The sequence below is a fragment of the Saccharopolyspora phatthalungensis genome, assembly GCF_014203395.1.
In the GTDB taxonomy this organism is placed as follows: domain Bacteria; phylum Actinomycetota; class Actinomycetes; order Mycobacteriales; family Pseudonocardiaceae; genus Saccharopolyspora; species Saccharopolyspora phatthalungensis.
Window position 1 is genome coordinate 3,226,006 of the sequence record NZ_JACHIW010000001.1, and the last position, 25,532, is coordinate 3,251,537.

Genomic DNA, 25,532 nt, shown 5'->3' on the forward strand with positions numbered 1-25,532 from the left:
GTGGTCGATGATTCGGTCCGGTCAGATTCTGCTTCGGAGCACCCTCTCACGTGCGGACAGTTCACGTATCTGGCTTTCGATGCGAGCGCGCTCCGGCGGCGGGGGCCCTTGGTCCAGGGCCTGGGAGAGCTTTTCCTTGATGGCTTCGATCGACGCCAGCTCTTGCAGAATCTCCGGCTCGGTCTGCGGTAGCGGATCGTCCGGGCGCGTACCGTCCGGGTGGTGCGGCGATTCTGAGTCGTGTGGCGGTTGGGAGTCCGGCGCGTTGTGCGGTTCGGGTTGGTGCGCGCCTTCGTCCAGCCAGTTGTCGGGTGCTTCGTTGTACCAATCCGGCGTAGGGCGGCCTGGCGTCTCGGTGCTTGGGGCGTGGGGAGGTTCCGGTTCGGGGGCGTGCGCTTCCGGGCTCCCTTGCGGGCCGAAGGGTTTCCCGTCGTCCGGGTCGAACTTGTCGTACAGCGGCGGGGCATCGTGCCAGCCCGCGGGCCGTTCTGGCGGCAGCGAGCCGTAGTCGCCCCACGGCGGGGTGTTCCTGGGGGCATCCGGGGTGTGGCGTCCGACATCGCCGAGCCGGTCGGCCGTCTTGGTGGTTTTGCCGAGGTCGCGGGCCATATCGCCGATCTTGCCGCCGGCTTTGGCGGCCCTGGATGCGACGCCCGCACCGCCGACGACCGAGGCGACCGCGTCGGGAGCCATCGAACCGACGGCTTTCATCGGGTTCTGCTTCCAGCCGTCGACGTCGACGACGGATTTGACCGCTTGGTAAGGGTTTTCGAGAGCGGACATCGCCGTGGTCGAGGCGGCCTTGTCGAACGCGGCCTTGCCTTCGGGGTCGATCGCCCACGCGGCCGGCTGGCTGTAGAAGTAAGCCTCCCCGAGGCCCCACAGACCCTGGGCCGCCCCCACGACGCCCTCGACCGCTCCAGCGCCGAAGTCGTAGAGCATATCCCCGGTGATCTGGACGTTGTCGATCAAGTTCGCGCCTATCTGGGCGAGCTTGCTCGGCGTGGCGGGGGCGGCCGTGGCGGCTTCCGTAACGGCCTTCGCTGCTCGGTCACCGGCTTCCTGCACCGCAGCCTTGGCCGCGGCGATCTCCGCTTGCGCGCGGGCGCGCGCTTCGGCACCGGGATCCACGAAGTCCGCCGGTGCCGTACCCGAACTGCCGGACTCGTATGCCTCGACCGCCGCATTGTGCTTGCTCGCCGCTGCTTGCGAGGCCGCGTTGGCGCGCTCCAGGTCTTCCTCGGCGCGGGTGGCCTTTTCCTTCGCCTCGGCAAGGACCTTCTGGAAGTCCAGGACGGCCTTGCCCGCATCGGCGAACGCATCGGCCGCCTTCAGCCACTCCGCGGGGGCCTTCTCCAGGTAGTTCTCCCGGAAGGCATCCCCGGCCTGCCCGGTCCAGCCGCCGGAGTCGATCGACTTGATGCCCTGACCGGCCCGCTCGAAGGCGTCGCCGAGCTTGGTCAGGTGCTCGCCGACCTCGGCGACTGCCGCGAGATCCCCCGGGATGATGTCCTCCGCGACCAAGCCGGTCGCCTGACCGAGCTTCTTCGCTTCGTGGCCGAGTTCGTCGATGTCCTGCTGGAAAGTGCTGCTGTTGCTGACCATCAGTCCTCCCGCAGGGCCGCGACGAGCCGCTGCTCCGCCTCGGCATCCAGCTGCTGGTAGGCGACGCGCGCCTCGCCGAGCGCGTCCGCGGCCGCGTAGCCGTCCTCGACCAGGTACCGGACGCCGAATTCCCAAGATTCACCGAACTGGAGCAGCGCCCTGGTCAGCTCTCCGTGGCCGATGTCGCCCGACTGCAACAGGTATTCCACCAAACCCTTACCCTGCTTGCCGGAAGCGGCCATGCCCCACCCGGCCATCTCGCCGAGCACGGCCACGGCGTCCCGAATCCCCGACTCGGCGCTCTGCAAGGCCCCCACGTCGACGGTGAAACTGTTGTGCGCCATCACTTTCCGCCTTTTTTGACCGCGAGTTCATCGGGCACGAGCCCGGGTACCGGGGCGAGCGCCGTGCCGTGTTCGCCGCCGGGATCGAGGACCAGACCGGTGCCCCGCGGCAGGTCCGGCAGACACTCGTCGATGAGCTCGGCGCCGGTCAACATGCCGTAGCGCACGGTGTCGGCACCGCGACCGGCCGCGCGGTAGGACTCGGCCATCTGGCCGAGCGAGGTGAACACCGCGAGCCAGGACAGCTCGCCGTTGCGCCCGGTTGACAGCGCGAACCCACCATCCTCATCGGACACCGCGACGTACACCGTGGTGCCGCGCAGGGCGGCGGCCAGCTGCTCGATGGTCACCTGGTCGCCGCGGAACCGCCGCACGGCGTCGAGCAGTTCGGCGGCGGGGTCGAGCAGTTCGGCGGCGGGGTCGAGCGGTTCGGCGGCGGGATCCGGCTCGTCGAAGACCGAGCCGGTGAGCCGCAGTACGCCCTTAGAGCGTGGAAAACCCACGCCAGGACGGCGTTGTACAAGCGTCATGGAGCCACGCCTCCCCAACGTGGATCATGGAATCGAATGGTGCGGAACGGTACCAAGAGGACTCGGTGCCATGAGCGACTTGGGTATCACTCACCGCATCGAGAAGATCACGTTCCGGGTTGCTCCGTTCGGCGGTAAGGCGTCCTGAAGTGAAAACCCGGTCGGCGCCCGCTGTCGCGCGCACTAGAGACTCCCCAACGTTCGCCGCCATCTCTTCCTCCCGATGTTGCGGTCCGGTGGATACTAGAGTTAATCGGTTGGATGCATTTCTTGTCTCAAGTACACGATTCGGTGATCGATCGCCCGAGCTCGCGGAGCTACCGTTTTCCGTTGACTCAGGGAGGTTTCATTGGCACGTCGTGCGGGCCCGTCGGTTCGCTCCCGACGGTTGGCATATGTGTTGCGCAAGCAGCGGATCGGGTCCGGACTGACTGCCGCCGAGCTTGCGAAGGCGACCGGCATGTCAGCGAGCAAGGTCAGTCGCTTCGAGAACTGCGAGAGCGGGATCTACCTGGACGATCTGGAGAAACTGCTTGATTTCTACCGGCCGTCGAAGAAGCGCCGTGTCGAACTGCTGGACATTGCGCGCCATGCCGACGAACGCGGCTGGCTGCGGTTGAGCAACGCGAACCTGCCGGAGGACTGGCAGACCTGGACGGATTTCGAGTACGAAGCAAGTGCGCTGTTGAACTACGAGCCGTTGGTCGTTCCTGGGCTATTGCAAACGCCGGAATACACAAGGGCGATCATTGATGCGACTGGCCGCCTGAGCGCTCGTGAGGTTGATTCGCTGGTGTCCGCGCGGATGGCCCGACAAGGCCTTCTCGGCAAGGAAGAGCCGCTTGAACTGCATGTGATCATCGAAGAAACGGCCTTGACGCGTCCGATTGGTCCGGACGGCGCGCTTGAACGGCAGCTTCGGCACCTGGCTGATGCCGCGTCGCGGCCGAATATCACGATCCAGGTGATGCCTCATGATGCCGGGCTGCACCCGGGTCTGAACGGTTCCTTCGTGATCTTGGAGTACGGCTCCGAAGCAAGCCTGGTGTTGCTTGAGCACAAGACGGTGAACTTGTTCATGGACGAGGATGACCAGTTGGCGGTGTACTCGGCAGCGTGGGACGAACTGGTGGGCAAGGCGAAGGAGCCGGGTGACTCGGTCAAGATCCTGCAAGCCCTCATCGCTTGATCGCTGCGTGCCATCATGCAGGTATGAGGCCCGATGACCTAGCCGCCGCGTGCTGGCGGAAGTCAAGCCGTAGTACGGCTAGTTCCAACTGTGTTGAAGTAGCTTTTATCGGTAACACGTGGCTGAAGTCCAGCCGAAGTTCCGCCAACTCCAACTGCGTTGAAGTTGCGTTCAGCGGTGACACGTTGCGGAAGTCGAGCCTCAGCGCGAACAGCGGTAACTCCGTCGAGATCGCCCGGCAAGCTGGTGTCGTCGGCGTTCGGGATTCGAAAGCGCCCGATGGCGGCGTGCTGGTGTTTTCCGCTGCTCGATGGGCCGACTTCGTCGGTGAGCTCATGCGCGTTGGGGCATAAGGGCGTGGGGTTGGTGTGAAGTTTCCGCGAGTCTGTGTATCGCGGAAAGGCGCGCTGCTAGGGTCTGCGTCGACCCGGTGATCAGACGCCGCGACCTGGGGGTTTCCCGCGATGACGACGCCAGCACCACCGCCACCGCCGCCGGTCCCCGGCGGTACCGGTCAGACCATCGCCGTCAACAAGGACAACGTCCTAGAGGTGCGAAAGGCCATCCTGATGGCTGCGGAGGACGCGAAGTTCAAGCTCACGGATCTCGCGCCCAGCCTGCGAGTGTCCGCACCTGCCACCGACGACATCAGTAAGACGGCCGCAGCGGTGTGGACTGCGAACCTGGTCGGCAACCGGGATTCCCACTTCCAGCGGCTAATGCAGTACGTGCAGAACGTTATCGATCTGGGAGATCAAATCGGAGCAGCGGCCAAGCAGTACGGCTATACCGACGATGAGATCAAGGCGTCGTTCGAACTGCAGCAAAGGCAGATGTGAGGGGATCTCGTTGCGGGTGCGTATCGGGTACGGTTTGATCGCGTTGGCTGGGACCGCAGTCGCGCTAACTGGTTGCACGGTAAACGGCCCGACCCCGGACGCCGCCCCGGCCACTTCGGTTCCGACGACGAAGAACTCCTCGTTGAATCTGCCCCAACGGCCGCGGGAGCTGGCCGTTGCGGGTAAGCAGGACACCGAGATCTGCAACTGGCTGAGGTCCGACCAAAAGCGATCGGTGCAGGTCGGCGGGTCAGGTCGGCCAGTACCGAAGAACGGGAACAACTACAACGGCTGCGCTTTCCTCGGCGAGGCCGGAAATGCTCAGTTCGGGGTCGCCCTTCGGGTGGTGCCCGAGGGTATCAACTCGTTCATGCACAAGGTCAACTCGTCGCCGGAATCCGAAACGGCGTACGAGATCAATGGTTTCGGTGCTGTGCAAGGCCAGCTCGCCGGCGGGGAAAGCCTCGGCTGTGACGTGTTCGTCGATGCCGCCGAAGGGCAGACGCTCTGGATCAACATGATGCTCCAAACTCCCGGCGGGATGAACAATCAGCAGATGTGCGACCGGGCGAAGCAGGCCGCCGAAGCGGCCGTGACGACCTTGCAGAGTAGCTAGGGGGAAAGTCGTGACCAGCATCGATCCGATTCGCGACATCCGGTTCGAGGGGATGGACATCCCCCAGCTGGAGGGATGGATCACCCAGATCAAGCAGGGGCGCGGCACGGAGTCGATGCAGGGCGCCGTGCGCGCGCTGGACGAGTGCGTGCAGGTGGTCGTCGATCTCGACGAAACCCTGCGCCGCGAGCTCGGCAAGCTGCAGATCGCGTGGGAGGGCAACGCCGGGAGTCTCGCGGCGGCCGCTACCCAGCAGCAGTCCGTCGTCATGTCCGACGCGCCGGATCCGTTGAAGGCTTCGGCCGACAGCGTCGACATGCAGGGCCGGGGCTACGAGTCCGCCCGCAACCGGCTGCCGAACAACGACGAACTCAAGCACAAGCAGTCAGAAAACTTGCTCGAATGGGTCGGTGGTGGCTTCGGCTACGAGAGCGACTACGACGTCGAAGCCAAGAAGATCGAGGCGCAGAAGCAGGCCGCGCAGGCCGCCTTGCATTCGTATCGCGACACCTCGGTCAACCAAGCCGACTCCTACCGGCCGCTGCCCGAGGTAGCCCCGGCCGCGGTGTTCGCGCAGTCGACGTCCGGGACGAGCATGCCGGGTATCGGCGTGGGTTCGGTCGGCGGCTTCTACGGCGGCGACGGCTCGGCGCGGGATGTAGGTGTGCCAGGCGCGGTCGTCGGTGGCAGCGGCAGTGTCGGTGGCGGGACCGGGCGCGGCGAGCGCCCGGCTCCGCCGGTGCCCGGCGGGCGCAGCGGCGGCGACCTGCATCCGGACGAGCAGGACACCGGCGGCAAGGCGGACAGGACTCCGCTGGCCGCCGAGGCCGGTGACGGCATCAACACCGGCGCAGTGATCGGAATCGCGGCGGGTGGTGCGGCAGTTGCCGGTGTCGGCGCTTATGCCGCGAGCCGGATGCTCGGGGGACGAGGCCCGGCCGGTGCGACAGCCGGTGGCGGAAACCTGCGCGGCGGCTCGGGTGTGGAGGGCAAGTCCGGCGGAGTGGGGCGTGGCGGCGCGTCCGGCATCGGTGGCGGTCCCGGCGACACCACCGCCGGGCGGGCCGCGGGCAACACGCCGGGGAGCCGGCCGGCGACCGGTTCGATGATGGGTCCGGCGGCGACTCGTGGCGAGAAGCGCAGCGAGGACGCGGAGCACGAGAACAAGTACGTCGCCGAGGAAACCCCTTTCGACGACGAGCGGCTGGTCGCCCCGGCGGTGCTGGGGCACTTCGAGCCCGAAGACGAATCCGGCGAGGAACGCACCGCCGGAGACGAGCCGACGAAGCAGGATTGACGTGCGCCCTGGAGCAGAAGCCGACCCGATCGTGTTGTCCGCGTTGGAATTCGACGTGGTGTGCGAGGCGGAGAAGCTCACCGAGCGCCGGCACATCATCCTCAACGTGCCGAGCCCGGGAGCGACCTACGCCGAGCGCGCCGAGCTCGTGGCGCAAGTGTGGGCCGGGCTCCGCAAGCGTCGCCTCGCCGAGGGCAATCGCGACCGCGTCGACGTCGGCTTCGCCGACCTGCTCGGCCTGCTGGACCGTCCGCAGCGCAGCATCGACGTGCGGATCTGGGCCGACCGGCCGATCCGCGCCTTGGCCTCGGCCAACGGCGGCGACGGTCTGTTGACCATTGTGGACGGTGACATCGTCGAGCTCACCCCGATCCGGGGGAGCTCGCTGGCCGAGGCCGCGGTGTCGGTGGCGGGCGAAATGCCGCCCGGCCCGGGCCGGGCGGTGAGCCTGCCCAACGAGATCCTCCGCGCGGCCAGCGATTATGCGGGCCCAAACAACGTGCTCGTGTTCACCGACGAACTTCGCGCCCTCGGCATCGCCCCGGACGATGCCGCCGACGTCGCCAACATGGCCGACGGCATGGGCATCCGCGGCCAGTTCGGCGTGGAATGCTGCCCGAACCGGGGCGGCAAACCGGAGCGGGCCGACCGGGTGGTCGCCTTCCACGACACCGCGAAGGGCCGCTACAGCCACGTGGTCCGCGCGAGCGGTGACGGTCGCCGCTGGAGCACGGTAGCCCCGGCGGACAACGCGAGAATCGTCGAATACACCAAAGAACTCCTCGCCGACCTCTGGCAGGAATGAACCGACGCCGCCGCGGAACTGTGCCGAACCCATGTTGGGCAGCGGGACGGCGTGCAAACGATCACGCTGGCCCTCGGCAATTCGGACAAGCACGCGAACTTCGTAGCCCGGTTCGGTGCTGCGTAGCCTGAGCTCCAGATGCTCTGGAGGTGTGGTGTGGTCGGGTACGAAGAGTTGGTCAAGCGGGCGCGGGCTTTGGCCGGGGCGGGGCAACGGCGGATCCTGGGGATCGCCGGGGCTCCCGGTGCCGGGAAGGGGACCGTGGCCGAGCACCTTCTCCGGGAGCTCGGTGGCTCCGCCGTGCTGGTGCCGATGGACGGGTTTCACCTGGCCAATGCGCAGTTGCGGCGGCTTGGGCGGGCGGCTCGGAAAGGGGCGCCCGACACCTTCGATGGCGCGGGGTACGTTGCGCTGCTCCGGCGGATTCGGGAATGCGGACCGGACACCGTTTATGCGCCCGAGTTCCATCGGGAGATCGAGGAATCCTATGCCGGTGCCATTGCCGTCGAGCCCGATGTTCCGCTGGTGATCACCGAAGGCAATTATCTGCTGTTGGACAGCCCGCCTTGGGCGGCGGTCCGGGAATTGCTCGACGAGGCATGGTTCCTCGCGCCCGATGACGACATCCGGGTGCAGCGGCTCATTGCCAGACACATCGGTTACGGCCGGACCCCCGGCGAGGCGGCGGAATGGGTTCATCGCAGCGACGAACGGAATGCGGCGATCGTCTCGGCCAGTCGAGGCCGTGCCGATCTTGTCGTTCGCGGCGACCCGCGGTGATTTCCCCGGTCGGGCTCGAATAATTTTCCGAATCGTGCCGCACCGATTTGCCCAAGGTGGGGAGATCTTCGGCGTTGGGCGGGTGCGACAGGCCCGCGCACGGGTCAGCGTTCGGCGAGTTCGGCGCGCACGTCGTCGGGGATCCGCCCGGTGTGGTCGATGGGCGTCCACGGCTCGCTGCGGATCCACTGCGACCCGCAGCCTCGGCAGGCCAGCAGCGGAAACCCGTTGAGCTGCTTGGGTGTCCGGTGCCACGAGCACAGCGACCGGCAGGCGTGCACCGCGAGCGTCACGAGTTGTCGCTCGAGGTCTCCGAGCCGCTGGTCTCCGTCGGCGTCGACGAGGACGTCGCGGTCGGCTTGGGTGTGGTCGGGGAAACCGGGTGCGACGGCGACGTCTGCGACGGTCGAGTGGACGCAGGAGGCGCCGGGGGCCGCCAAGGTCCCGGTCCGGGGCCCGGTGGCGTCGGAGTCTGCGTCGGGATTCCCGTCGGCGTTTCGCTGCTCGGCACGACGTGTGACGTCGTCTCGCTGGTGGTCGAGGACCGCGGCGACGTTTCGCTGCTGCTCATCGGGGGCGGCGGCAGCAGCGGCGGCGGTGACCCGTAGGACGTCTGTGGCGGCCGGGACGTGGCGGTCGGCTTCAACGTGAAGTCCGGTGTCGCCTCGTCCCGCTGCTGGGCGCCGGCGACCATCGCAGCCGCGGTCGCGAAAACCGTTGCGACGGCGATGCCCGACGCCGTCAGCAGTACCAGGCTTTTCGACCGGGCATCCGAATCTTCCACCAGCATCGGGTCCATGCGTGCCCCACTCGTCGGCTCGTCGGGCGGCCTGCGCCGGATGCCCCGAAACGTCCGGCCGCTGACCGAAATGGCGCGGGTGCACCCGCGTCGCCGGTAACCGTAGCGATCGGCGCAAGGCGCCGGACCGCAGGGCCGCGCCCCGGGCGCTCGTGGGGCATCATGCCGAGCGTGACGGATTCGCAATGGGCACGATTGACCGCATGGGTGCACGGACGGGTTCAGGGCGTGGGTTTCCGCTGGTGGACACTTTCCCGGGCGCTGGAGCTCGGCCTGGTCGGCAGCGCCACGAACCTGCCGGGCAGGCGGGTCGAGGTGGTCGCCGAAGGCCCCCGGGAAGCTTGTGAAAAGCTCCTGGCCGCCCTGCGTTCCGGCGAAACCCCAGGCCACGTGGAGCATGTCGCCGAGCAGTGGTCCCATCCCAAGGGCGGCCTCAGCGGCTTCGTCGAACGCTGAGCGCGCGGCGGCACGTTGATCGCGGAGCGTGCGGGGCATGGCGTGTCGTTGTCTTCCGGGATGCAGAACGCGAGTGTTGACAACCTCGGCTCCACGACCGAAACGCACGGATCTTGACTGCGAAGATCGTGATTTCCTGGGTTTGTGCTCAGGACCAGGTCACGATGGTCAGGCCGGCCGTTTCCGCGTTGTGGCCCCCTGGGTGTCGTTGATCTTGGCGGCTATGGGATCTCCGGCCAAATCGCCGTTACCAGCGGTTCTGCGCAAGCGCGGCTGGGCTCAGCGGTAGGCTCTGCCGGATGTGACAGCCGGTCCACCGGACGAACCACGGGAAGGTCGATCGCAGCCGTGCACCTGAAGAGCCTGACGCTGAAGGGGTTCAAGTCCTTCGCCTCGGCCACCACGCTGCGCTTCGAACCCGGCATCACCTGCGTCGTCGGCCCGAACGGCTCGGGCAAGTCCAACGTGCTCGACGCGCTGACCTGGGTGATGGGCGAGCAGGGTGCGAAGGCGCTGCGCGGCGGCAAGATGGAAGACGTGATCTTCGCGGGTACCGCGGGCCGCGCCCCGCTGGGCCGCGCCGAGGTCACGCTGACCATCGACAACTCCGACGGCGCCTTGCCGATCGAGTACACCGAGGTCTCCATCACCCGCCGGATGTTTCGCGACGGGGCCAGCGAGTACGAGATCAACGGCAACTCGTGCCGGCTGATGGACGTGCAGGAACTGCTGTCGGACTCCGGCATCGGCCGCGAGATGCACGTCATCGTCGGGCAGGGGCAGCTGGCCACCATCCTGCAGGCCAAACCGGACGAGCACCGCAGGCTCATCGAAGAGGCCGCCGGCGTGCTCAAACACCGCAAGCGCAAAGAAAAGGCGCTGCGCAAGCTCGACGCGATGCAGGCCAACCTGACCAGGCTGACGGACCTGACCAGCGAGCTGCGCCGCCAGCTCAAACCACTCGGCAAGCAGGCCGAAATCGCGCGCAAGGCGCAGACAGTGCAGGCCGACCTGCGGGACGCCCGGCTGCGCCTCATCGCCGACGACCTGGTCACCGCCCGCGCCGACCTGGCTCGCGACGAAGCCGATCAGGAAGCCGCACGGTCCAAGCGCACCGAGGTCGAGCGTGCATTGCAGTTCTCGCAGTCCGAGGAGAAGACCCTCGAAGAGCAGGTAGCCTCCGACGCGCCGCGGCTGGCCCGGGCGCAGGAGACCTGGTACCGGCTGTCCGCGCTGGAAGAACGCCTGCACGGCACGCTGCGGCTGGCCGCCGAGCGCCACCGGCACCTGACCGCGCAGACCGAGGAACACCGCCCCGGCCGCGACCCAGACCAGCTCGACGCCGAGGCCGAAGAGGCCGCGGAGCAGGAGATCGAGCTCCGCGAGCAGGTCGAAGAGGCCCGCGAGGCGCTTCACGAGGTGGTGCAGCGCCGTTCGGAACTGGAATCCGCGTTGAAGCAGGCCGAGCAGGCGCACCTGGCCGCGGTGCGGGCGATCGCCGACCGCCGCGAAGGCGCAGCCCGGCTGTCCGGCCAGGTCGAGTCGCTGCGCAGCAAGGTCAGCGACACCGCCGAGGAGATCGAGCGGCTGTCGGACGCGTTGGAGGAGGCTTCCGCGCGCGCGGAAGAAGCGGAGCGCGCGCAGGCCGATGCGGAGGAGGAAAGCGGCGGCTACGACTCCGACGACGCAGGGCTGCAAGAGCGCCGCGAAGGCGCTGCCGAAGCGCGCGACGTGGCACGCGCTCGCGTCGAGGAGCTCGTCAAGGCCGAGCGGGCTGCGGAACGGGAGATCGCGTCCTGGAAGGCGCGGGTCGAGGCGCTGTCGATGGGCTTGCAGCGCAAGGACGGCGCCGGTGCGCTCATGTCGGCCGGGGACCGAGTGCCGGGTCTGCTCGGTTCGGTCGCAGCACTGCTCAGCGTCGAACCCGGTGCCGAGTCCGCCCTCGCTGCTGCGCTGGGCGCGGTCGCCGACGCGGTCGCGGTTCGCGGTGTCACCGACGCGGTGACAGCGCTGGAGATGCTCAAGGCCGACGAAGCGGGCCGCGCCGGGCTGATCATCGGTTCCACCGGGGAGCCCGACCGGTCCGGCTGGCCGCAGCTGACCGGCTCGGCGCGTTGGGCGGTCGACCTGGTCAGCGCCCCGGACGGGATGCGTCGCGCGGTGACCGAGGCGCTCGACCGGGTCGCGGTCGTCGAGACCCTGGCCGACGCGCGGGAACTGGTGCAACGCCAGCCCGAAATCCGGGCCGTCACCGCCGCGGGCGATGTCCTGGGCACGCATTGGGCCATCGGCGGCTCCGACGACCGGCAGAGCACCATCGAGGTGCAGGCCGCCGTCGACGAAGCCGAACGCGAACTCGCCGCCGCCGAGCGACGGTTGGAACAGCACGCCGCGGCGCTGGAAGGCGCGCGAGCAGAGGAAGAGGCGCGGCGCGCCGAAGTCCGGGCCGTGCAGGAGCAGATCAACGACGCCAAGGTGCAGCGCGCCCGCAGCACCGAGCGGCTGTCCAGCCTGCAGCGCGCCGCCCGCACCGCCATCGCCGAGGTCGACCGGGTCCGGCAGCAGCGGGTGAAGGTCGAGCAGTCCCGCGAACAAGCCCTGGTCAAACTGGCCGAACTCGAAGAGCGGCTGACGGCGGTCAAGTCCGAACAGGATGAAGCGGCAGAGCCGGACACCGGCGAACGCGACCGGCTCAGCACCGAACTGAGCACCGTGCGGCAGCAGGAAATGGACGCGCGGCTCGGGCAGCGCACCGCTGAAGAACGGGCCCGCGCCGTCCAGGGGCGCGCCGACCAGTTGCGGCGCGCAGCCCGCCACGAGCGCGAAGCGCGCGCCCGCGCCGAGGCGGCGCGCAAGGGCCGGGAACGCGCAGCGCGCGTCACGCAGGCCGTGGTCTCCGGGTGCGAGACAGCGCTGGAGCGCATCGCCCGTTCGCTGAGCGCCGCGACGGAGGAGCGGGACGTCGCGCAGGCGAAGCAGAGCGAGCACGATCAGGCACTCGGCGTCGTGCGAGCGCGAGTACGCGAGCTCGGCGGCGAGCTGGAGAAGCTGACCGATGCGGTGCACCGCGACGAAGTCGTGCGCGCGGAGCAGCGGTTGCGGATCGAGCAGCTGGAAACCAAGATCATCGAGGACTTCGGGATTGGGCTGGAGGACCTGGTCGACGAATACGGGCCCACCGTGCCGATTCCGCCGAGTCCCGCCGAGGTGGCCGAGTACGAGGCCGCCAAGGAACGCGGCGAGCAGGTCACCGCCCCGCCGCCGGTGCCGTTCGACCGAGCCACCCAGGAGCGCCGCGCCAAGCGCGCCGAGAAGGACCTTTCCCTGCTGGGCAAGGTGAATCCGCTGGCGCTGGAGGAGTTCGCCGCGCTGGAGGAGCGCTACAAGTTCCTGTCCACGCAGCTGGAAGACCTCAAGGACAGCCGCCGCGACCTGCTCAGCGTCGTCAAGGAGGTCGACGAGAAGATCCTGGAGGTGTTCACCTCCGCCTTCCACGACGTGGCCAAGGAATTCGAGACGGTCTTCAAGGTCCTGTTCCCCGGCGGCGAGGGGCGGCTGACGCTCACCGATCCGGACGACCCGCTGACCACCGGCGTCGAGGTCGAGGCGCGGCCGCCGGGCAAGAAGGTCAAGCGGTTGTCGTTGCTCTCCGGTGGCGAGAAGTCGCTGACCGCGGTGGCCATGCTGGTGTCCATCTTCCGCGCCCGGCCGTCGCCGTTCTACGTGATGGACGAGGTCGAGGCGGCGCTGGACGACACCAACCTGCGGCGCCTGATCACGCTGCTGGACCAGCTGCGCACGACGTCGCAGTTGATCATCATCACGCACCAGAAGCCGACCATGGAGATCGCCGATGCCCTCTACGGCGTGACGATGCGCGGCGACGGCATCACGCAGGTCATTTCCCAGCGGTTGCGCGGTGAATCCGGCAAGCGCGGCAAGGGCGACTCACCCGAGGAGCCGGCGGAGGGCGATGTCGCGGCCGTGTTGGACGGCCCGAGCGCGGTTCCGGCTGGAGCGACGCCGGAAACCGACGGCCCTCCCGCAGATGCGGACGCACCGGCGGCCGGGTCGGACGGTGCGGATTCGTGAGCGATTGTGGCCGCTGGCGCGACCATTGCCATTAACGAGTCAGGCGGCGGTGCCCAGCGCGTAGCCGACTGCGAAGGCGACGAGAGCTGCGACCATCGCCAAGCCGAACACCACCGCCCAGCCCGGCCGGGAGCACTGCCGGCGGGCGCACAAGGTACGCGATGGCCCCGCTTCCGACGGCGAAATCCACTGCGGCGCGGCACGATTCCATGTTTCCGGCCGACTCAGTTCGGCCCGGCATGAGGTGCATTCCGCCAAATGAGTGCGAACCATCAGCCATTCCACGTCGCTCAGCATTCCCGCCGAATAGGCGTTGAGCTTCGCCTGGAACCCCGCGTGATCAATGTGTTGCACCCGCAGCTCCCACTCTCAGCTTCGGCGATCGCCTGCGTTATCCATCGACGCGACGCGACATTCGCTGAAGGGCCGAGCGCAGGCATCAGAGTCCCGCACAGTCCCCCACGGCAAGCGGGTTACGCCGCCTATAAAACAGACCCCGGTGTTGGCGGCCATGTCGGTTTCGGCTCCCGGATCAGGGTGCGGGACGATGGTCGGCGGTCCGGCATCGATCCTCGGGGCGGGTGTCGACGAAAGACGCCGGGCGCGGATGTTCCCGCAGCACTCCAAAGCACGGGATCTCACCAGGTACAGGAGGCCTTCCATGACCAATCCGTACGGCCCGCCGCCGGGGCAGCAGGCGTACCCCCAGCAGGGCCAGCCGATGACGCCGCCACCGGGTTACGGCCCGCCATCCGGCCCGCTGCCGCAGCAACCGATGCCGCAGCAGCCCCAGATGCAGCCGGGAATGTCGTACCAGCCGATGCCGCAGCAGGGCGGCTATCCGCAGCAGCCCGGCCCGGTCGCGCCGATGGGGCAGCCGATGGCGCCACCCGCCCCCGGCATGGGACGCCTGATGATCGATTGCTCGTACTTCTGGCTGGCTTGGATGCTGATGTTCTTCAAGCCGCAGCTCACCATCAACGGGCAGCCGGGCCCGATCTTGACCTGGGGCAAGATGCCGATCGACCTGCCCCCCGGCCAGCACCAGATCCAGATCCACGTCAACTACCTGTGGCAGGTCGGCAGCGCGAGCGCCGTGATCCCGGTCAACGCCGGTCAGCAGATCGACGTCTACTACGCGGCGCCGGTGATCGTCTTCATGAACGGTGCCATCGGCCCGGCTCCGCAGAAGGCACCCGGAATGGGCCTGGCCATCGGGGTCCTGGCCGGTACCCTCGCGCTGTGCTTCCTGATCATCCTGCTGTCGGTCATCGCACTCTGATCTCGCCCACTGGGGGCCATGTCGGCCGTGGGTCTTCCGGGCGGCGGTAGCTCCCCGGAAGACTCACGGCACCGGACCGATCATGCGTTGTCGACCCGCGCCGTGGATACCTCGATCGCGGGGCGGGCATGGCGCCGTGACAGCAGGCCGCCCACCACGAGCGTCACGACCACGCCGAGCGGGGTGTACCAGGGGAAAGCCAGCGGGGCCTGGCCGCCCGCGCCGTTCGGAAAGGTCACACCGAGGATCACGACCGCCATCACCGCGACCGTGACCAGGAAAGCGATGACCGCGTCGGATTGGGTCGCCCGCTTGACCGCCAACCCCAGGAAGAACGCCCCGAGCAACGCGCCGTAGGTGTAGCCGGTGATGCTCAGCCCGAGCTCGATGACCGGGTCGTCGGTGCTGGTGAACATCGAGGCGAACACGAACAGCAGGACGCCCCACACCAGCACCCACATCTTGGCCCGGCGCAGCACGGCCCGGTCACTGAGCTTGCGCTTGATCAGCCGTTGGTAGACGTCGGTGACCGTGGAGGTCGCCAGTGAATTCAGCGACGAACTCATCGCCGCGGCGAGGATGCCCGCGATCATCAGCCCGGAGATGCCCGGCGGCATTTGGGTGATGATGAAGGTCGGGAACAGTTCGTCGTTGGTGGCCATGCCCATGTCCTTGGGGTTCACCCCGCTGTAGAACGACCAGAGCATGGTGCCGATCAGCAGGAACAGGCCGAACTGGAAGAACACCAGCACGCCGCTGCCGATCAGCGCGCCTTGGCTGGCCTTCAATGTCCGGGTCGCGAGCAACCGCTGCACGATGAGCTGGTCGGCGCCGTGCGAGGCCATCGAGAGCATCGCGCCACCGATGATCGCCGTGACGAAGGAGTAAGGCTGGGTCACGATCGACGACGAGAAGTCGAACATCTGGAACTTGCCGGCGTCGAGGGCGGCGCCGAACCAGTCGGGGGGCAGCTTCCCGGCCAGTACCACGACCGCGACGACGCCGCCGACGACATAGAGGACCATCTGCAGCGCGTCGATCCAGACCACGGCGCGAGTGCCGCCCAGATAGGTGTAGAGCACGGTGACGATCGTGATCACCAGGATGATCTGCCCGAACGACACGTCGACCCCGGCCGCCGCCAGCAGCACCTTAACCGGAATGGCCGTGGCGAACAGCCGGACCCCGTCGGCCAGCAGCCGGGTGATCAGGAACGTCGCGGACGCGGTGACCTGCATCCCCGAGCCGAACCGCTTGCCCAGGAACTCGTAGGCGGTGACCAGCCCGCCGCCGTAGTAGCGCGGCAGCAGCACGAAGGCCACCACGATCCGGCCGACCAGGTAGCCGATCGCCAGCTGCAGGAAGGTGAAGGAGCCGAGATAGGCGACCGTCGGGGTGCTGATCACCGTCAATGTGGACGTCTCGGTGGCCACCACCGCGAAGCACACCGCCCACGACGGCATGTTGCGGTCACTGACGAAGAATTCCCTCGCCGAACGCTGCCGTCCGGCCAGCAGCACGCCCAGGAGGGGGACCAGAACCAGGTACCCGACGATGATGACGATGTCGACCGGACGCACTGGGCCTCCTACGCGAGCTGCAATCGCAGCCGCTTCGGCTGCTCAGTGGCGGGTTCGGGCAGCCGCAGCGCACCGCTTCCCGGTGTGATGCTGCCCAGCACCCGGGGGACGGTGGCTCCGGTGGTGCCCGGCGTGTTGCCGGTGATGCCGTGCCAGGTGAGGAATCCGAGCAGAGCGGTCAGGAACGCTTCCTTGCTGTCAGCGGGCATCCCGAGCTCATCGCTGACTACCAGTGGCACGTCGAGCCGGCGGCGCAAGGCGGCCAGCAGGACGGGATTGCGCACCCCGCCGCCGGATGCGACGACCTTCGCCGCTTGCTCGGTACGGCAGGCGTCGGCGATCGTGCGGGCGGTGAGCTCGGTCAGCGTCGCCAGCAGATCGCCGGCGCTGACCTCGTCGTGCAGTTTGTCCAGCGCCCGCGTCAGGTAATCGGCGTTGAAGTACTCCTTGCCGGTGGACTTCGGCGCTGGCCGCCGATAGTAGGCGTCGGCGCGCAGCTCTTCGAGCAGCTGGGGGTGGACGGTGCCGGTCGCGGCGATCCGTCCGTCGGTGTCCTGCGGTACGCCGGTGACCCGGCGGGCGGCGAGGTCGATCAGCGCGTTACCGGGGCCGGTGTCGTAAGCCAGCGGGCATCGTCCGCCGACCACGGTGATGTTGGCGATGCCGCCGATGTTGAGCGCCACGGTCGTGCCGGGCTCGTCGGCCAGCCAGAGCGCGTCGAACACGCCGGCCAGCGGGGCGCCCTGGCCGCCCGAAGCGACGTCGCGGGCGCGCAGGTCGGACACCACAGGGAGCCCGGTGGCTTCGGCGATCCATGCCGGCTGCCCGATTTGCAGCGTGCCCCGCACCCGCCCGCTGCCTTGAACCCAGTGATAGAGCGTCTGGCCCAGCGACGCGACGAGGTCCGCGCGGCCGCCGGCGAGCTCGACCCCGAGCCGGGCCGCCGCCGCGAACTGCTGCCCGACGTAGGTGTCGAGCTGGCACAGGTCTTCGGCACCGCACTGTTCTGCTGCGCCGTTGCGGGCCGATGGCAGCACGGCGAGCAGCTTCTCGTGCAGCACGCCCGGGTAGCGGAGCACGGATGCGCCGAGCGGGCGCAGTTCCACGGTGTCGCCGTCCAGTCGCAGCTCGGCGGCGGCCACGTCGACGCCGTCCATCGACGTGCCGGAGAGCAGTCCGAGTACCCGACACCAAGTCATATGTGTGGTGTATTGCACAGTCGCGGGTAAAGGCAAGCGCTTCGCGGACCTGGTTGGTGATTTGCCCACTTAGTGTGCCGGGCGCGTTCCGTGGCCGGTATGACCAGGTGGGAGGATAGGCGCGTGACCACCTCAACCCTGATTCTGATCATCGTCGTCGTCGCGGTGGTGCTGGCGATCGCCGTGGTCGCCGGTGTCGTGCTGAACCGCCGGCGGCGGATCAGCCTGAGCGAACGGGACGAAGCCGCCAGCTCGAGCGAGGCCGTCAAGGGCGGCGGATACCGCGCCGACGGCGGAATCAGCCTGTCCAGCGGCGGCACCGCCACGACCGCTCCGCCGGAGCATCCCGCGGGAGAACGCACCGAGGTGGAGGGGCAACCCGGCGTCGGTGACGACGCGGCGGTACCCCGCGACAGCGAGCGACGCGGCATCGTTGACGTGCCGCTGCCGGACGGCCCGACCGCGACCCAACAGGCCCTGGTCGAGGAGCCACCGGAACGGGAAGCCCCGGTCGAGGAGCCGCCCGTCGAGGTTCCCGAGCACGAGCGCGTCGAGCCGGTGCCGGAGCCCGCACCCGCGGTGCCGGAGGAGATCGAGGAGATCGAGCCGACCTCGGGGCGGCTGGAGCGGCTGCGCGGCCGGCTCTCCCGGTCCCGGTCGACCTTCGGCCAGGGCCTGCTGGGCCTGCTCGGCGCGGGCGACCTCGACGAGGACTCCTGGGAGGAAATCGAGGACACCCTCCTGATGGCCGACCTCGGCGCGGCGACCACCACCGAGATCACCGAGCGGCTGCGCACCGAGATCGCCACCCGCGGCGTCCGCACCCCGGACGAGGCACGGGCGCTGCTGCGCGAGGTGCTGGTCGATGCCCTCGGTCCGGACATGCAGCGTGCGGTGCAGGCGCTGCCGCACGGCAACCCCGCCGACGGCGGCAAGCCGGCCGTCGTGCTGGTCGTCGGAGTCAACGGCACCGGCAAGACCACCACCACGGGCAAGCTGGCGCGGGTGCTGGTCGCGGACGGACGGACCGTGCTGCTCGGCGCGGCGGACACCTTCCGCGCCGCGGCCGTCGATCAGCTTGCCACCTGGGGACACCGGGTGGGTGCGGAAGTGGTGCGCGGCAAGGAAGGTGCCGATCCGGCGAGCGTGGCGTTCGAGGCGGTCAGCAGGGGCGGCGACACCGCCGTGGATGCGGTGCTGGTCGACACGGCCGGCCGGCTGCACACCAAGACCGGGCTGATGGACGAACTCGGCAAGGTCAAGCGCGTCGTGGAAAAGAAAGCTCAGGTCGACGAGGTGCTTTTGGTGCTGGACGCGACGACCGGGCAGAACGGCCTGACTCAGGCGCGGGTTTTCTCCGACGTCGTCGACGTGACCGGCATCGTGCTGACGAAACTGGACGGCACCGCCAAGGGCGGCATCGTCTTCCAGGTCCAGCGCGAACTGGGTGTTCCGGTGAAGCTAGTCGGCCTCGGCGAGGGCGCGGACGACCTGGCCCCCTTCGAGCCAGGCGCCTTCGTGGACGCCCTCCTCGGCTGACACCCCCGGCCAACAGCCCCCGCAACTCGGAGTTCATGACGCGGACGCCGCGGCCGTGGACGCCGTGATCGAGCCGAGTCTGGAGTCCCTGTGCGGCGTTCTGGCGGAGAAGGGAAACGCGCAGTGAGCACCCGAGTCCAGCAGACACCGGCCCCTCCCGTGCGCACGGCCGCGGCGGCCACCCTGGTTCTGGTCGTCCTGGTGGCGCTGGCGCTGCGAGCGCCGTTCACCGCGGTGGCGCCGCTGCTGGAGCAGATTCAGCACGACCTGGGCGTATCGAACACCTTGGGCGGGGTGCTGACCACGTTGCCGGTGGTGTGCCTGGGCGCGTTCGCGTTCGTCGCACCGAAGCTGCGGCAGCGCTTCGGCGACGAGAAGGTGCTGGTCGGCTGCTTGGTGGTCCTGCTGGTCGGCAACTCGATGCGTGCGCTGGGATCGATCGGGACGCTGCTTGCCGGGACGGTCGTGGTCGGGGCCGGGGTCGCGGTGGCGAACGTCGCGCTGCCGGGCCTGATCAAGCGCGACTTCCCGCACAAAGTGCCGGTGATCACGGCGATCTACGCGATGTGCCTGACGCTGGGCGGCGCGGTCGCGGCTAGCGTCGTCGTACCGATCGGTGCGGCGATGAGCTCGGCCTGGCGAGCCCCACTCGGATTGCTCGCCGTTCCCGTCCTGTTCGCCCTGGGGATCAGCGTCTTCGCGCTGCGGCGCGGCACCGGCGTGCCGCCGCTGCCGGCCCGCCCCGGCCGGCTGTGGCGGAACCCGCTGGCCTGGCAGCTCACCGTGTTCATGGGGTTGCAGTCGGCATTGGTCTACGTCGTCTTCGGCTGGCTGCCGACCATGTTGCAGAGCCGGGGCATGAGTCCCGAACTGGCGGGCCTGGCGCTGGGCATCCAGGCGGCGGTGCAGGCCGCCGGATCGATGAGCGTGCCGGTGCTGTGCCACCGGCTCCGCGACCAGCGTCCGATCGCCGTGGTGCTGGCCGTGCTGGTCGCGCTCGGCTTCACCGGCATCCTGGTGGGCCCCGCCGCCGGGCTGTGGCCGGCGACCGTCGTGCTCGGGTTGGCCCAGGGCGCGGGGTTCGGCCTGGCACTGACGCTGTTCGGACTGCGTTCGCCGGACAGCGACACCACGACGGCGCTGTCCGGGATGGCTCAAGGTGGGGGATATCTCATCGCCGCGGCGGGTCCGTTGCTGATCGGATTGCTGCACGACATGACCGGAGGCTGGACCGTCCCGTGGGCGCTGCTGATTGCCTGCTCCGCGGTCTGGCTGGGCGCGGGACTGCTGGCCGGCCGACCGGTCCAGGTGCCGTCGGTGATCGGCGAGGTAACGCGCCGGTGACATCACAACGCGGCCGTAACCCGCGGTCAGTCGGAGTTCACGGCCGCGTTACATCGAAACGGACCGCCTGAAACAGGCATTTCTCAAGATGCGGCCAACTCGGTCCGTACGGGGAGGCAATGTGAATTCAGGCGACACCGCATGGGTGCTCGTGAGCGCGGCGTTGGTCTTGCTCATGACCCCGGGTCTGGCGTTCTTCTACGGTGGCATGGTGCGCTCTCGCGGCGTGCTCAACATGCTGATGATGAGCATCGGAAGCATCGGCGTGGTGGGCGTGTTGTGGGCGCTCATTGGCTACTCGACAGCGTTCGGCTCCGACGTCGGTGGGCTCGGTCTGCTCGGCAATCCGGCGGAGTTCTTCGGGCTGGGCCAATTGCTCGGTAAGGACCAGCTCTCCGGCACCGTCCCGACGCTGGCGTTCGTCGGCTTCCAGGCGATGTTCGCGATCGTCACCGTCGCGCTGATCTCCGGCGCGATCGCCGACCGCGCCCGCTTCGGTCCCTGGTTGCTGTTCGCCGGGCTGTGGGCCGTGGTGGTGTACTTCCCGGTCGCGCACTGGGTTTTCGCCTTCGACACGAAAGACGACGCGGGCAATGTGACCGCCGTCGGCGGCTGGATCGCCAACAGGCTGGCCGCGATCGACTTCGCCGGTGGTACCGCGGTGCACATCAACGCGGGTGCCGCCGCGCTGGCGCTGGCGCTGGTGCTCGGCAAGCGCAAGGGCTGGCCGAAGGACCCGGGCAAGCCGCACAACCTGCCGTTCGTGGTGCTCGGCGCGGGCCTGCTGTGGTTCGGCTGGTTCGGCTTCAACGCCGGTTCGGCGCTGGCCGCGAACACCACCGCGGCGGTTACGTTGGTGAACACGCTGGTCGCCACGAGTGCCGCGATGCTCGGCTGGCTGCTCGTCGAGCGCATCCGCGACGGGCACGCCACCACACTCGGCGCCGCCTCGGGCATCGTCGCCGGTCTCGTCGCGATCACCCCGGCCTGCTCCTCGGTGTCGCCGCTGGGCGCGATCGCCATCGGCGCGATCACCGGCGCGGTGTGCGCGCTGGCGGTCAGCCTGAAGTACAAGTTCGGCTACGACGACTCGCTGGACGTCGTCGGCGTCCACCTGGTCGGCGGCGTGATGGGCACCCTGCTGATTGGTCTGTTCGCGTCGTCGGCCGCCCCGGCCGGGGTGGACGGGCTGTTCTACGGCGGCGGGCTGGACCAGCTGTGGCGGCAGGCTGTCGGTGCGGGAGCGGTGCTGGTTTACTCGTTCGTGCTCAGCCTGGTGCTGGCGCTGCTGGTCAAGGCGGTCGTCGGGTTCCGGGTGAGCGCCGAGGACGAGGCCGTGGGCATCGACGAGACCGAGCACGCCGAGACCGCGTACCACTTCGGTGACGGTCGCTCTGTGCGCCGCTCCCCGGTGCCGGCCGACGAGGTCGAACGCAAGCTGGAGGGCAGCCGCGCATGAAATTGGTGACCGCGATCGTTCAGCCGTCCAAGTTGGACGATCTCAAGGAGGAGCTCGGTCGGCTCGGGGTGCTGGGCATGACCGTGAGCCAGGTGCAGGGCTACGGCCGCCAGAAGGGCCACACGGAGGTCTACCGGGGCGCCGAGTACGCCGTGGACTTCATCGAGAAGCTGCGCGTCGAGGTCCTGGTCGATGAATCCAATGTGGACAAGGTGGTGGACGGGATCGTGTCCGCCGCGCGGACCGGCAGGGTCGGCGACGGCAAGGTCTGGGTGACCTCGGTGGACACCGTGGTCCGGGTTCGCACCGGCGAAACCGGAGTCGAAGCGATCTGACCCGTTCCGGGCCGAGTGGAGGGCATCTCCGATCGACTGAGTCGATCGAAGATGCCCTCCACTTTTTCCTGTTCAGGGGCCGCGCGTGTGCCGGGTGCGAGGGTGCCGGGCGACACCTGGACAGCCGCTCGGGCTGAGTGTTTTTCGCGGAGTTGTAGGCGACGGCTGCGTAACACTACGCAGCCGCACTCAGGGGGCTTCACGGTCTCGCGGCGGCCCGCCAGGCGGCAGACTTCTCGGCATAACGCGGTCATCAGGCAGAACCGGAGGGGGACCCGCCCGCACTGGGGGTCGGGCGGGGAAAGACCGGGCCTCGCGATCGCAACGGGGAAACCGCGCGGGCGGCCGGGGGGACACGGTCGCCCACGCGGACCAGGTGCGATATCCCGAAACGCACCAGGGGTGGTGCGGGAGGCGGTTCGTCCGGGGGGGAACGAGCCGCCTCCCGTTTTTCGCGTTCGGTGGCGTTGCGCACTCGGCTCCTCGGACAAGATCGAGCAACGCGTAGCCTTGGGGCCGTCGTGGACATATCGGACGCACTTCCCATTTACGCCAGCCCGCCGCCGATGGTGCGCGTTGGTCGGCGCTCGCTCGTCGTCCTGGCCGGCTTACCGGGCGCGGGCAAGAGCACGGCGCTCGGAAAACTGCGCGGCGGCTCGGACATTTCCACGCTGGATTCCGAACAGGTTCGTGCCCAGCTGCGCAAGGTGCTGCCGACCCGACTGCCGTACCGCTTCTACCGCCCGCTGGTGCACCTAGCGCACCGGGCCCGCATAGCCATGTGCTGCCTGCGTGCGCCTGGGCCGGTTGTCGCGCATGAACCCGCGACCCGCGGCACCACCCGCGCGATGCTGATGCTGTTCGGCTGGCTGACCGGGCGGCAGCGGGTGCTGGTGTGGCTGCACGCGGACGCGCGCGAGGCGCTGGCCGGGCAGCAGGCACGCGGGCGACTGATCCGCCCGAGGTCGTTCCTCCGGCACGTGCAGCGAGCCCACCGGATGCACCTACGGTTGCTCGGCGGCGGGCAGCCACGCGGCTGGCACCAGGTGCACCTGCTCACCAGGAGCCAGGTCGAGTACGGCCTCCGGCTGGACGTCGTGGCGTGACCTACGTCCCGTTGTGCCGGGCCGCTGCCCAATGCCTGGATCTCGATCGCTAAGGTAGACGCTTGGCGCTGCGGCAGGACGCCGCGACGCCAGGCTGAGAACGATCGAGCTGCGGGTGACTGGCAACAGGGTGTGCGTCCAGCTGAGCGCGCGGTTCGAAATGCGCAAGCGGCGCCCCGCGGCGGTCAGAGCTTCCGAGCCGACGCCTCGCCGATCACCCCGGACCTCCGGGCGGTAGTGCCGGGCCGTTTCCGCAATCCATCAGCCCCCTGCCGAGCCCACCGAGGAGACCCGCGGTTAGCATGTCGACCTTCGACGAACTTGATCTCGACCCCCGCGTCCGCCAGACGCTCAGCGAGATCGGCTACGAGACCCCGTCGCCGATCCAAGAAAAGACCATCCCGCTGCTGTTGGAGGGCCGCGACGTGCTGGGCCTGGCCCAGACCGGCACCGGAAAGACCGCCGCGTTCGCGCTGCCCATCCTGTCCCGCCTCGACCTGGACGCCACCGGCCCGCAGGCCCTGGTGCTCGCGCCCACCCGCGAGCTGGCCATCCAGGTTTCCGAGGCCTTCCAGCGTTACGCCGCGCATATTCCCGGCTTCCACGTGCTGCCCATCTACGGCGGCACCAGCTACGGCCCGCAGCTCGGCGGCCTGCGTCGCGGCGCGCACGTCGTCGTCGGCACCCCCGGCCGGCTGATCGACCACCTGGAGAAGGGCTCGCTCGACCTGACCGGGCTCAAGCACCTGGTGCTCGACGAGGCCGACGAGATGCTGCGGATGGGCTTCATCGAGGACGTCGAGAAGATCCTGCAGTCCGTGCCGGCCAGTCGACAGGTCGCGCTGTTCTCGGCGACCATGCCCGGCGCGATCCGCAAGATCAGCCAGAACTATCTCAACGAGCCGGTCGAGATCTCGGTCAAGACCAAGACCAGCACCGCGACCAACATCAACCAGCGGCACGTGCCGGTGCGCGCCGCGAACAAGCTCGACGCGCTGACCCGAATCCTTGAGGTCGAGTCGTTCGACGCGATGATCGTGTTCGTTCGCACCAAGCAGCTCACGGAAGAACTCGCGGAGAAGCTGCAGGCCCGCGGCCTCAGCGCGGCGGCGATCAACGGCGACATCGCGCAGGCGCAGCGGGAACGCACCATCGGCCACCTCCGGGACGGCAAGATCGACATCCTGGTGGCCACCGACGTCGCCGCCCGCGGGCTCGACGTCGAGCGCATCTCGCACGTGCTCAATTACGACATCCCGCACGACACCGAGTCCTACGTGCACCGCGTCGGCCGCACCGGCCGGGCCGGGCGCAGCGGGGAGGCGATCCTGTTCGTCTCGCCGCGCGAGCGGCACCTGCTGCGGGCCATCGAGCGGGCCACCCGGCAGCACATCCAGCAGATGGAGCTGCCCAGCATCGACGCGGTCAACGACCGGCGGCTGGCCAAGTTCGCCCAGAGCATCACCGACACCCTGGCCAAGGGCGGCTTGGAGGTGTTCCAGGACCTGGTGGCGGAGTACGAGCGGACCCACGACGTGCCTGCCGCGGAGATCGCCGCGGCGCTGGCCAGCATGGCGCAGGGCGACCGGCCGCTGCTGCTGGACGCGGAGCCGGTCGAGCCGCCGTCCCGGCGCGACGGTGCGTCCTTCGAATCGGCGACCTCGGAGACCGAGACCTACCGGGTCGAGGTCGGCCGCCGCAACCGGGTCACCCCGCGGGCCCTGGTCGGAGCGCTGGCCAACGAGGGCGGCGTGCCCAGCAAATACATCGGGCACATCGACATCCGCAACGAGCACACCTTGATCGAGCTGCCCGCCGATCTGCCCGAGGAGCTGCTGAGCAAGCTGCGCACCACCCAGGTGGCCGGGCGGGGCCTGCGGATCAGCCGCGCCGATGGCGAGTTCATCAACCGCCGCCCGCGCCGCCCCGGCCGGGATCGGGACAAGCCGCGCCCGCACCGCAAGGGCCAACGCTCGCCGCAGTCGCGTTCCGCCGGGGGCAAGCGCCGCGAGGACTATTCACACAGCTGAGCGGCGTAGCGACCGGTGGGTTGGTCGAAATCGACCAACCCACCGGGGCGACGCCCGGGCCGGATTGACGGCCGTCCGATCACGCTGAGCACCCACAACGAGGCAACCGTCACCCGGTGGCCGCGCAATCTACTGCGGAATTGCGCTTCCTAGGTGGGCATACATAGGTCGGGGATCCCGCAGTCCGGGCGGCGTCTGAGGTTCCGCTACCGGCGATCGCTGCGGTAGCGGGTGACATCCCGCAGCCGCCGGATCTCGGGGTGGGGCACGTAGCTACGCAAACCACTTTTGAAACACTCTCCAGCC

At 68.8% G+C, this 25,532-nt stretch carries 24 protein-coding genes; 17 read left to right on the top strand and 7 right to left on the bottom strand.

Going from position 1 to position 25,532, the window contains the following annotated elements; all coding sequences use genetic code 11:
* Positions 1-21 precede the first annotated feature (21 nt).
* The 3 genes from BJ970_RS14915 to BJ970_RS14925 are packed head-to-tail and all read right to left on the bottom strand — an operon-like array spanning position 22 to position 2,479.
* Positions 22-1,605 carry a putative T7SS-secreted protein gene (locus BJ970_RS14915; protein WP_184726815.1) on the bottom strand — a complete coding sequence of 528 codons (1,584 nt, stop codon included), beginning with the start codon at positions 1,603-1,605 and terminating at the stop codon, positions 22-24.
* Positions 1,605-1,949 (bottom strand): hypothetical protein, encoded by a 345-nt coding sequence (locus tag BJ970_RS14920; protein ID WP_184726816.1) that lies wholly within the window; start codon positions 1,947-1,949, stop codon positions 1,605-1,607. Before BJ970_RS14920 ends, BJ970_RS14915 begins: the two co-directional genes overlap by 1 nt.
* Positions 1,949-2,479: an SseB family protein gene (locus BJ970_RS14925; protein ID WP_184726817.1), complete on the bottom strand. Its 531-nt coding sequence runs from the start codon at positions 2,477-2,479 to the stop codon at positions 1,949-1,951. The genes BJ970_RS14920 and BJ970_RS14925 overlap by 1 nt, the downstream gene beginning before the upstream one ends.
* A gap of 397 nt (positions 2,480-2,876) precedes the next feature.
* Here BJ970_RS14925 and BJ970_RS14930 point away from each other — a divergent pair, with 397 nt between their 5' ends.
* The 7 genes from BJ970_RS14930 (at position 2,877) to BJ970_RS14960 (ending at position 8,005) form a co-directional block, all read left to right on the top strand.
* Positions 2,877-3,668: a helix-turn-helix domain-containing protein gene (locus BJ970_RS14930; RefSeq protein ID WP_184726818.1), complete on the top strand. Its 792-nt coding sequence runs from the start codon at positions 2,877-2,879 to the stop codon at positions 3,666-3,668.
* Positions 3,669-3,691: 23 nt separating this feature from the next.
* A complete protein-coding gene (locus BJ970_RS14935) occupies positions 3,692-4,021 on the top strand; it encodes a DUF397 domain-containing protein (RefSeq protein ID WP_184726819.1) in 330 nt (109 codons plus the stop codon).
* A 111-nt stretch (positions 4,022-4,132) separates the two neighbouring features.
* Positions 4,133-4,507: a hypothetical protein gene (locus tag BJ970_RS14940; protein ID WP_246470855.1), complete on the top strand. Its 375-nt coding sequence runs from the start codon at positions 4,133-4,135 to the stop codon at positions 4,505-4,507.
* Positions 4,464-5,123: a DUF3558 domain-containing protein gene (locus tag BJ970_RS14945; RefSeq protein ID WP_246470856.1), complete on the top strand. Its 660-nt coding sequence runs from the start codon at positions 4,464-4,466 to the stop codon at positions 5,121-5,123. The genes BJ970_RS14940 and BJ970_RS14945 overlap by 44 nt, the downstream gene beginning before the upstream one ends.
* A 10-nt stretch (positions 5,124-5,133) precedes the next feature.
* Complete coding sequence (locus BJ970_RS14950; protein WP_184726821.1) at positions 5,134-6,420, top strand: hypothetical protein; 1,287 nt, start codon at positions 5,134-5,136, stop codon at positions 6,418-6,420.
* A 1-nt stretch (position 6,421) separates the two neighbouring features.
* Positions 6,422-7,225, top strand: a complete 804-nt coding sequence (locus BJ970_RS14955; RefSeq protein ID WP_184726822.1) for an ESX secretion-associated protein EspG — start codon at positions 6,422-6,424, stop codon at positions 7,223-7,225.
* Between the two features lie 156 nt (positions 7,226-7,381).
* Positions 7,382-8,005: a nucleoside/nucleotide kinase family protein gene (locus BJ970_RS14960; protein ID WP_184726823.1), complete on the top strand. Its 624-nt coding sequence runs from the start codon at positions 7,382-7,384 to the stop codon at positions 8,003-8,005.
* A 104-nt stretch (positions 8,006-8,109) separates the two neighbouring features.
* Here the strand turns inward: BJ970_RS14960 and BJ970_RS14965 are convergent, their stop codons facing one another.
* Complete coding sequence (locus BJ970_RS14965) at positions 8,110-8,298, bottom strand: hypothetical protein (protein WP_184726824.1); 189 nt, start codon at positions 8,296-8,298, stop codon at positions 8,110-8,112.
* A 3-nt stretch (positions 8,299-8,301) separates the two neighbouring features.
* On the opposite strand from BJ970_RS14965, the gene BJ970_RS14970 reads away from it, so the two are divergent.
* The 3 genes from BJ970_RS14970 to smc all read left to right on the top strand — a co-directional run bounded on the left by BJ970_RS14970 (position 8,302) and on the right by smc (position 13,352).
* Positions 8,302-8,613 (top strand): hypothetical protein, encoded by a 312-nt coding sequence (locus BJ970_RS14970; RefSeq protein WP_184726825.1) that lies wholly within the window; start codon positions 8,302-8,304, stop codon positions 8,611-8,613.
* A 353-nt stretch (positions 8,614-8,966) separates the two neighbouring features.
* The gene (locus tag BJ970_RS14975; RefSeq protein WP_184726826.1) at positions 8,967-9,260 is read left to right on the top strand and encodes an acylphosphatase; all 294 of its coding nucleotides are present in this window, start codon (positions 8,967-8,969) and stop codon (positions 9,258-9,260) included.
* Positions 9,261-9,608: 348 nt separating this feature from the next.
* Positions 9,609-13,352 carry a chromosome segregation protein SMC gene (gene smc / locus BJ970_RS14980; protein ID WP_312864255.1) on the top strand — a complete coding sequence of 1,248 codons (3,744 nt, stop codon included), beginning with the start codon at positions 9,609-9,611 and terminating at the stop codon, positions 13,350-13,352.
* A gap of 39 nt (positions 13,353-13,391) precedes the next feature.
* Here the strand turns inward: smc and BJ970_RS14985 are convergent, their stop codons facing one another.
* A complete protein-coding gene (locus BJ970_RS14985; RefSeq protein WP_184726827.1) occupies positions 13,392-13,706 on the bottom strand; it encodes an anti-sigma factor in 315 nt (104 codons plus the stop codon).
* Positions 13,707-14,013: 307 nt separating this feature from the next.
* Between BJ970_RS14985 and BJ970_RS14990 the strand changes: the two genes are divergently transcribed.
* A complete protein-coding gene (locus tag BJ970_RS14990) occupies positions 14,014-14,634 on the top strand; it encodes a hypothetical protein (protein WP_184726828.1) in 621 nt (206 codons plus the stop codon).
* An 80-nt stretch (positions 14,635-14,714) separates the two neighbouring features.
* Here the strand turns inward: BJ970_RS14990 and BJ970_RS14995 are convergent, their stop codons facing one another.
* Together BJ970_RS14995 and BJ970_RS15000 are read right to left on the bottom strand one after the other, a co-directional pair.
* A complete protein-coding gene (locus BJ970_RS14995; RefSeq protein ID WP_184726829.1) occupies positions 14,715-16,214 on the bottom strand; it encodes a sodium:solute symporter in 1,500 nt (499 codons plus the stop codon).
* Between the two features lie 8 nt (positions 16,215-16,222).
* Entirely contained in the window at positions 16,223-17,413 is a 1,191-nt protein-coding gene (locus BJ970_RS15000) for an anhydro-N-acetylmuramic acid kinase (RefSeq protein WP_184726830.1), read from the bottom strand.
* A gap of 99 nt (positions 17,414-17,512) precedes the next feature.
* Between BJ970_RS15000 and ftsY the strand changes: the two genes are divergently transcribed.
* The 6 genes from ftsY (at position 17,513) to BJ970_RS15030 (ending at position 25,226) form a co-directional block, all read left to right on the top strand.
* Entirely contained in the window at positions 17,513-18,952 is a 1,440-nt protein-coding gene (gene ftsY, locus BJ970_RS15005) for a signal recognition particle-docking protein FtsY (RefSeq protein WP_221467167.1), read from the top strand.
* Positions 18,953-19,075: 123 nt separating this feature from the next.
* On the top strand, positions 19,076-20,296 hold the full coding sequence (locus BJ970_RS15010; protein ID WP_184726832.1) for a CynX/NimT family MFS transporter: 1,221 nt from the start codon (positions 19,076-19,078) through the stop codon (positions 20,294-20,296).
* 121 nt (positions 20,297-20,417) lie between these two features.
* A complete protein-coding gene (locus BJ970_RS15015; RefSeq protein WP_184726833.1) occupies positions 20,418-21,755 on the top strand; it encodes an ammonium transporter in 1,338 nt (445 codons plus the stop codon).
* Positions 21,752-22,090, top strand: a complete 339-nt coding sequence (locus BJ970_RS15020; protein WP_184726834.1) for a P-II family nitrogen regulator — start codon at positions 21,752-21,754, stop codon at positions 22,088-22,090. The genes BJ970_RS15015 and BJ970_RS15020 overlap by 4 nt, the downstream gene beginning before the upstream one ends.
* Before the next feature lie 521 nt (positions 22,091-22,611).
* Positions 22,612-23,196 (top strand): AAA family ATPase, encoded by a 585-nt coding sequence (locus BJ970_RS15025; RefSeq protein ID WP_312864256.1) that lies wholly within the window; start codon positions 22,612-22,614, stop codon positions 23,194-23,196.
* 302 nt (positions 23,197-23,498) lie between these two features.
* Positions 23,499-25,226, top strand: coding sequence for a DEAD/DEAH box helicase (locus tag BJ970_RS15030; RefSeq protein WP_184726835.1), 1,728 nt, complete (start codon positions 23,499-23,501; stop codon positions 25,224-25,226).
* Positions 25,227-25,532: the final 306 nt, after the last annotated feature.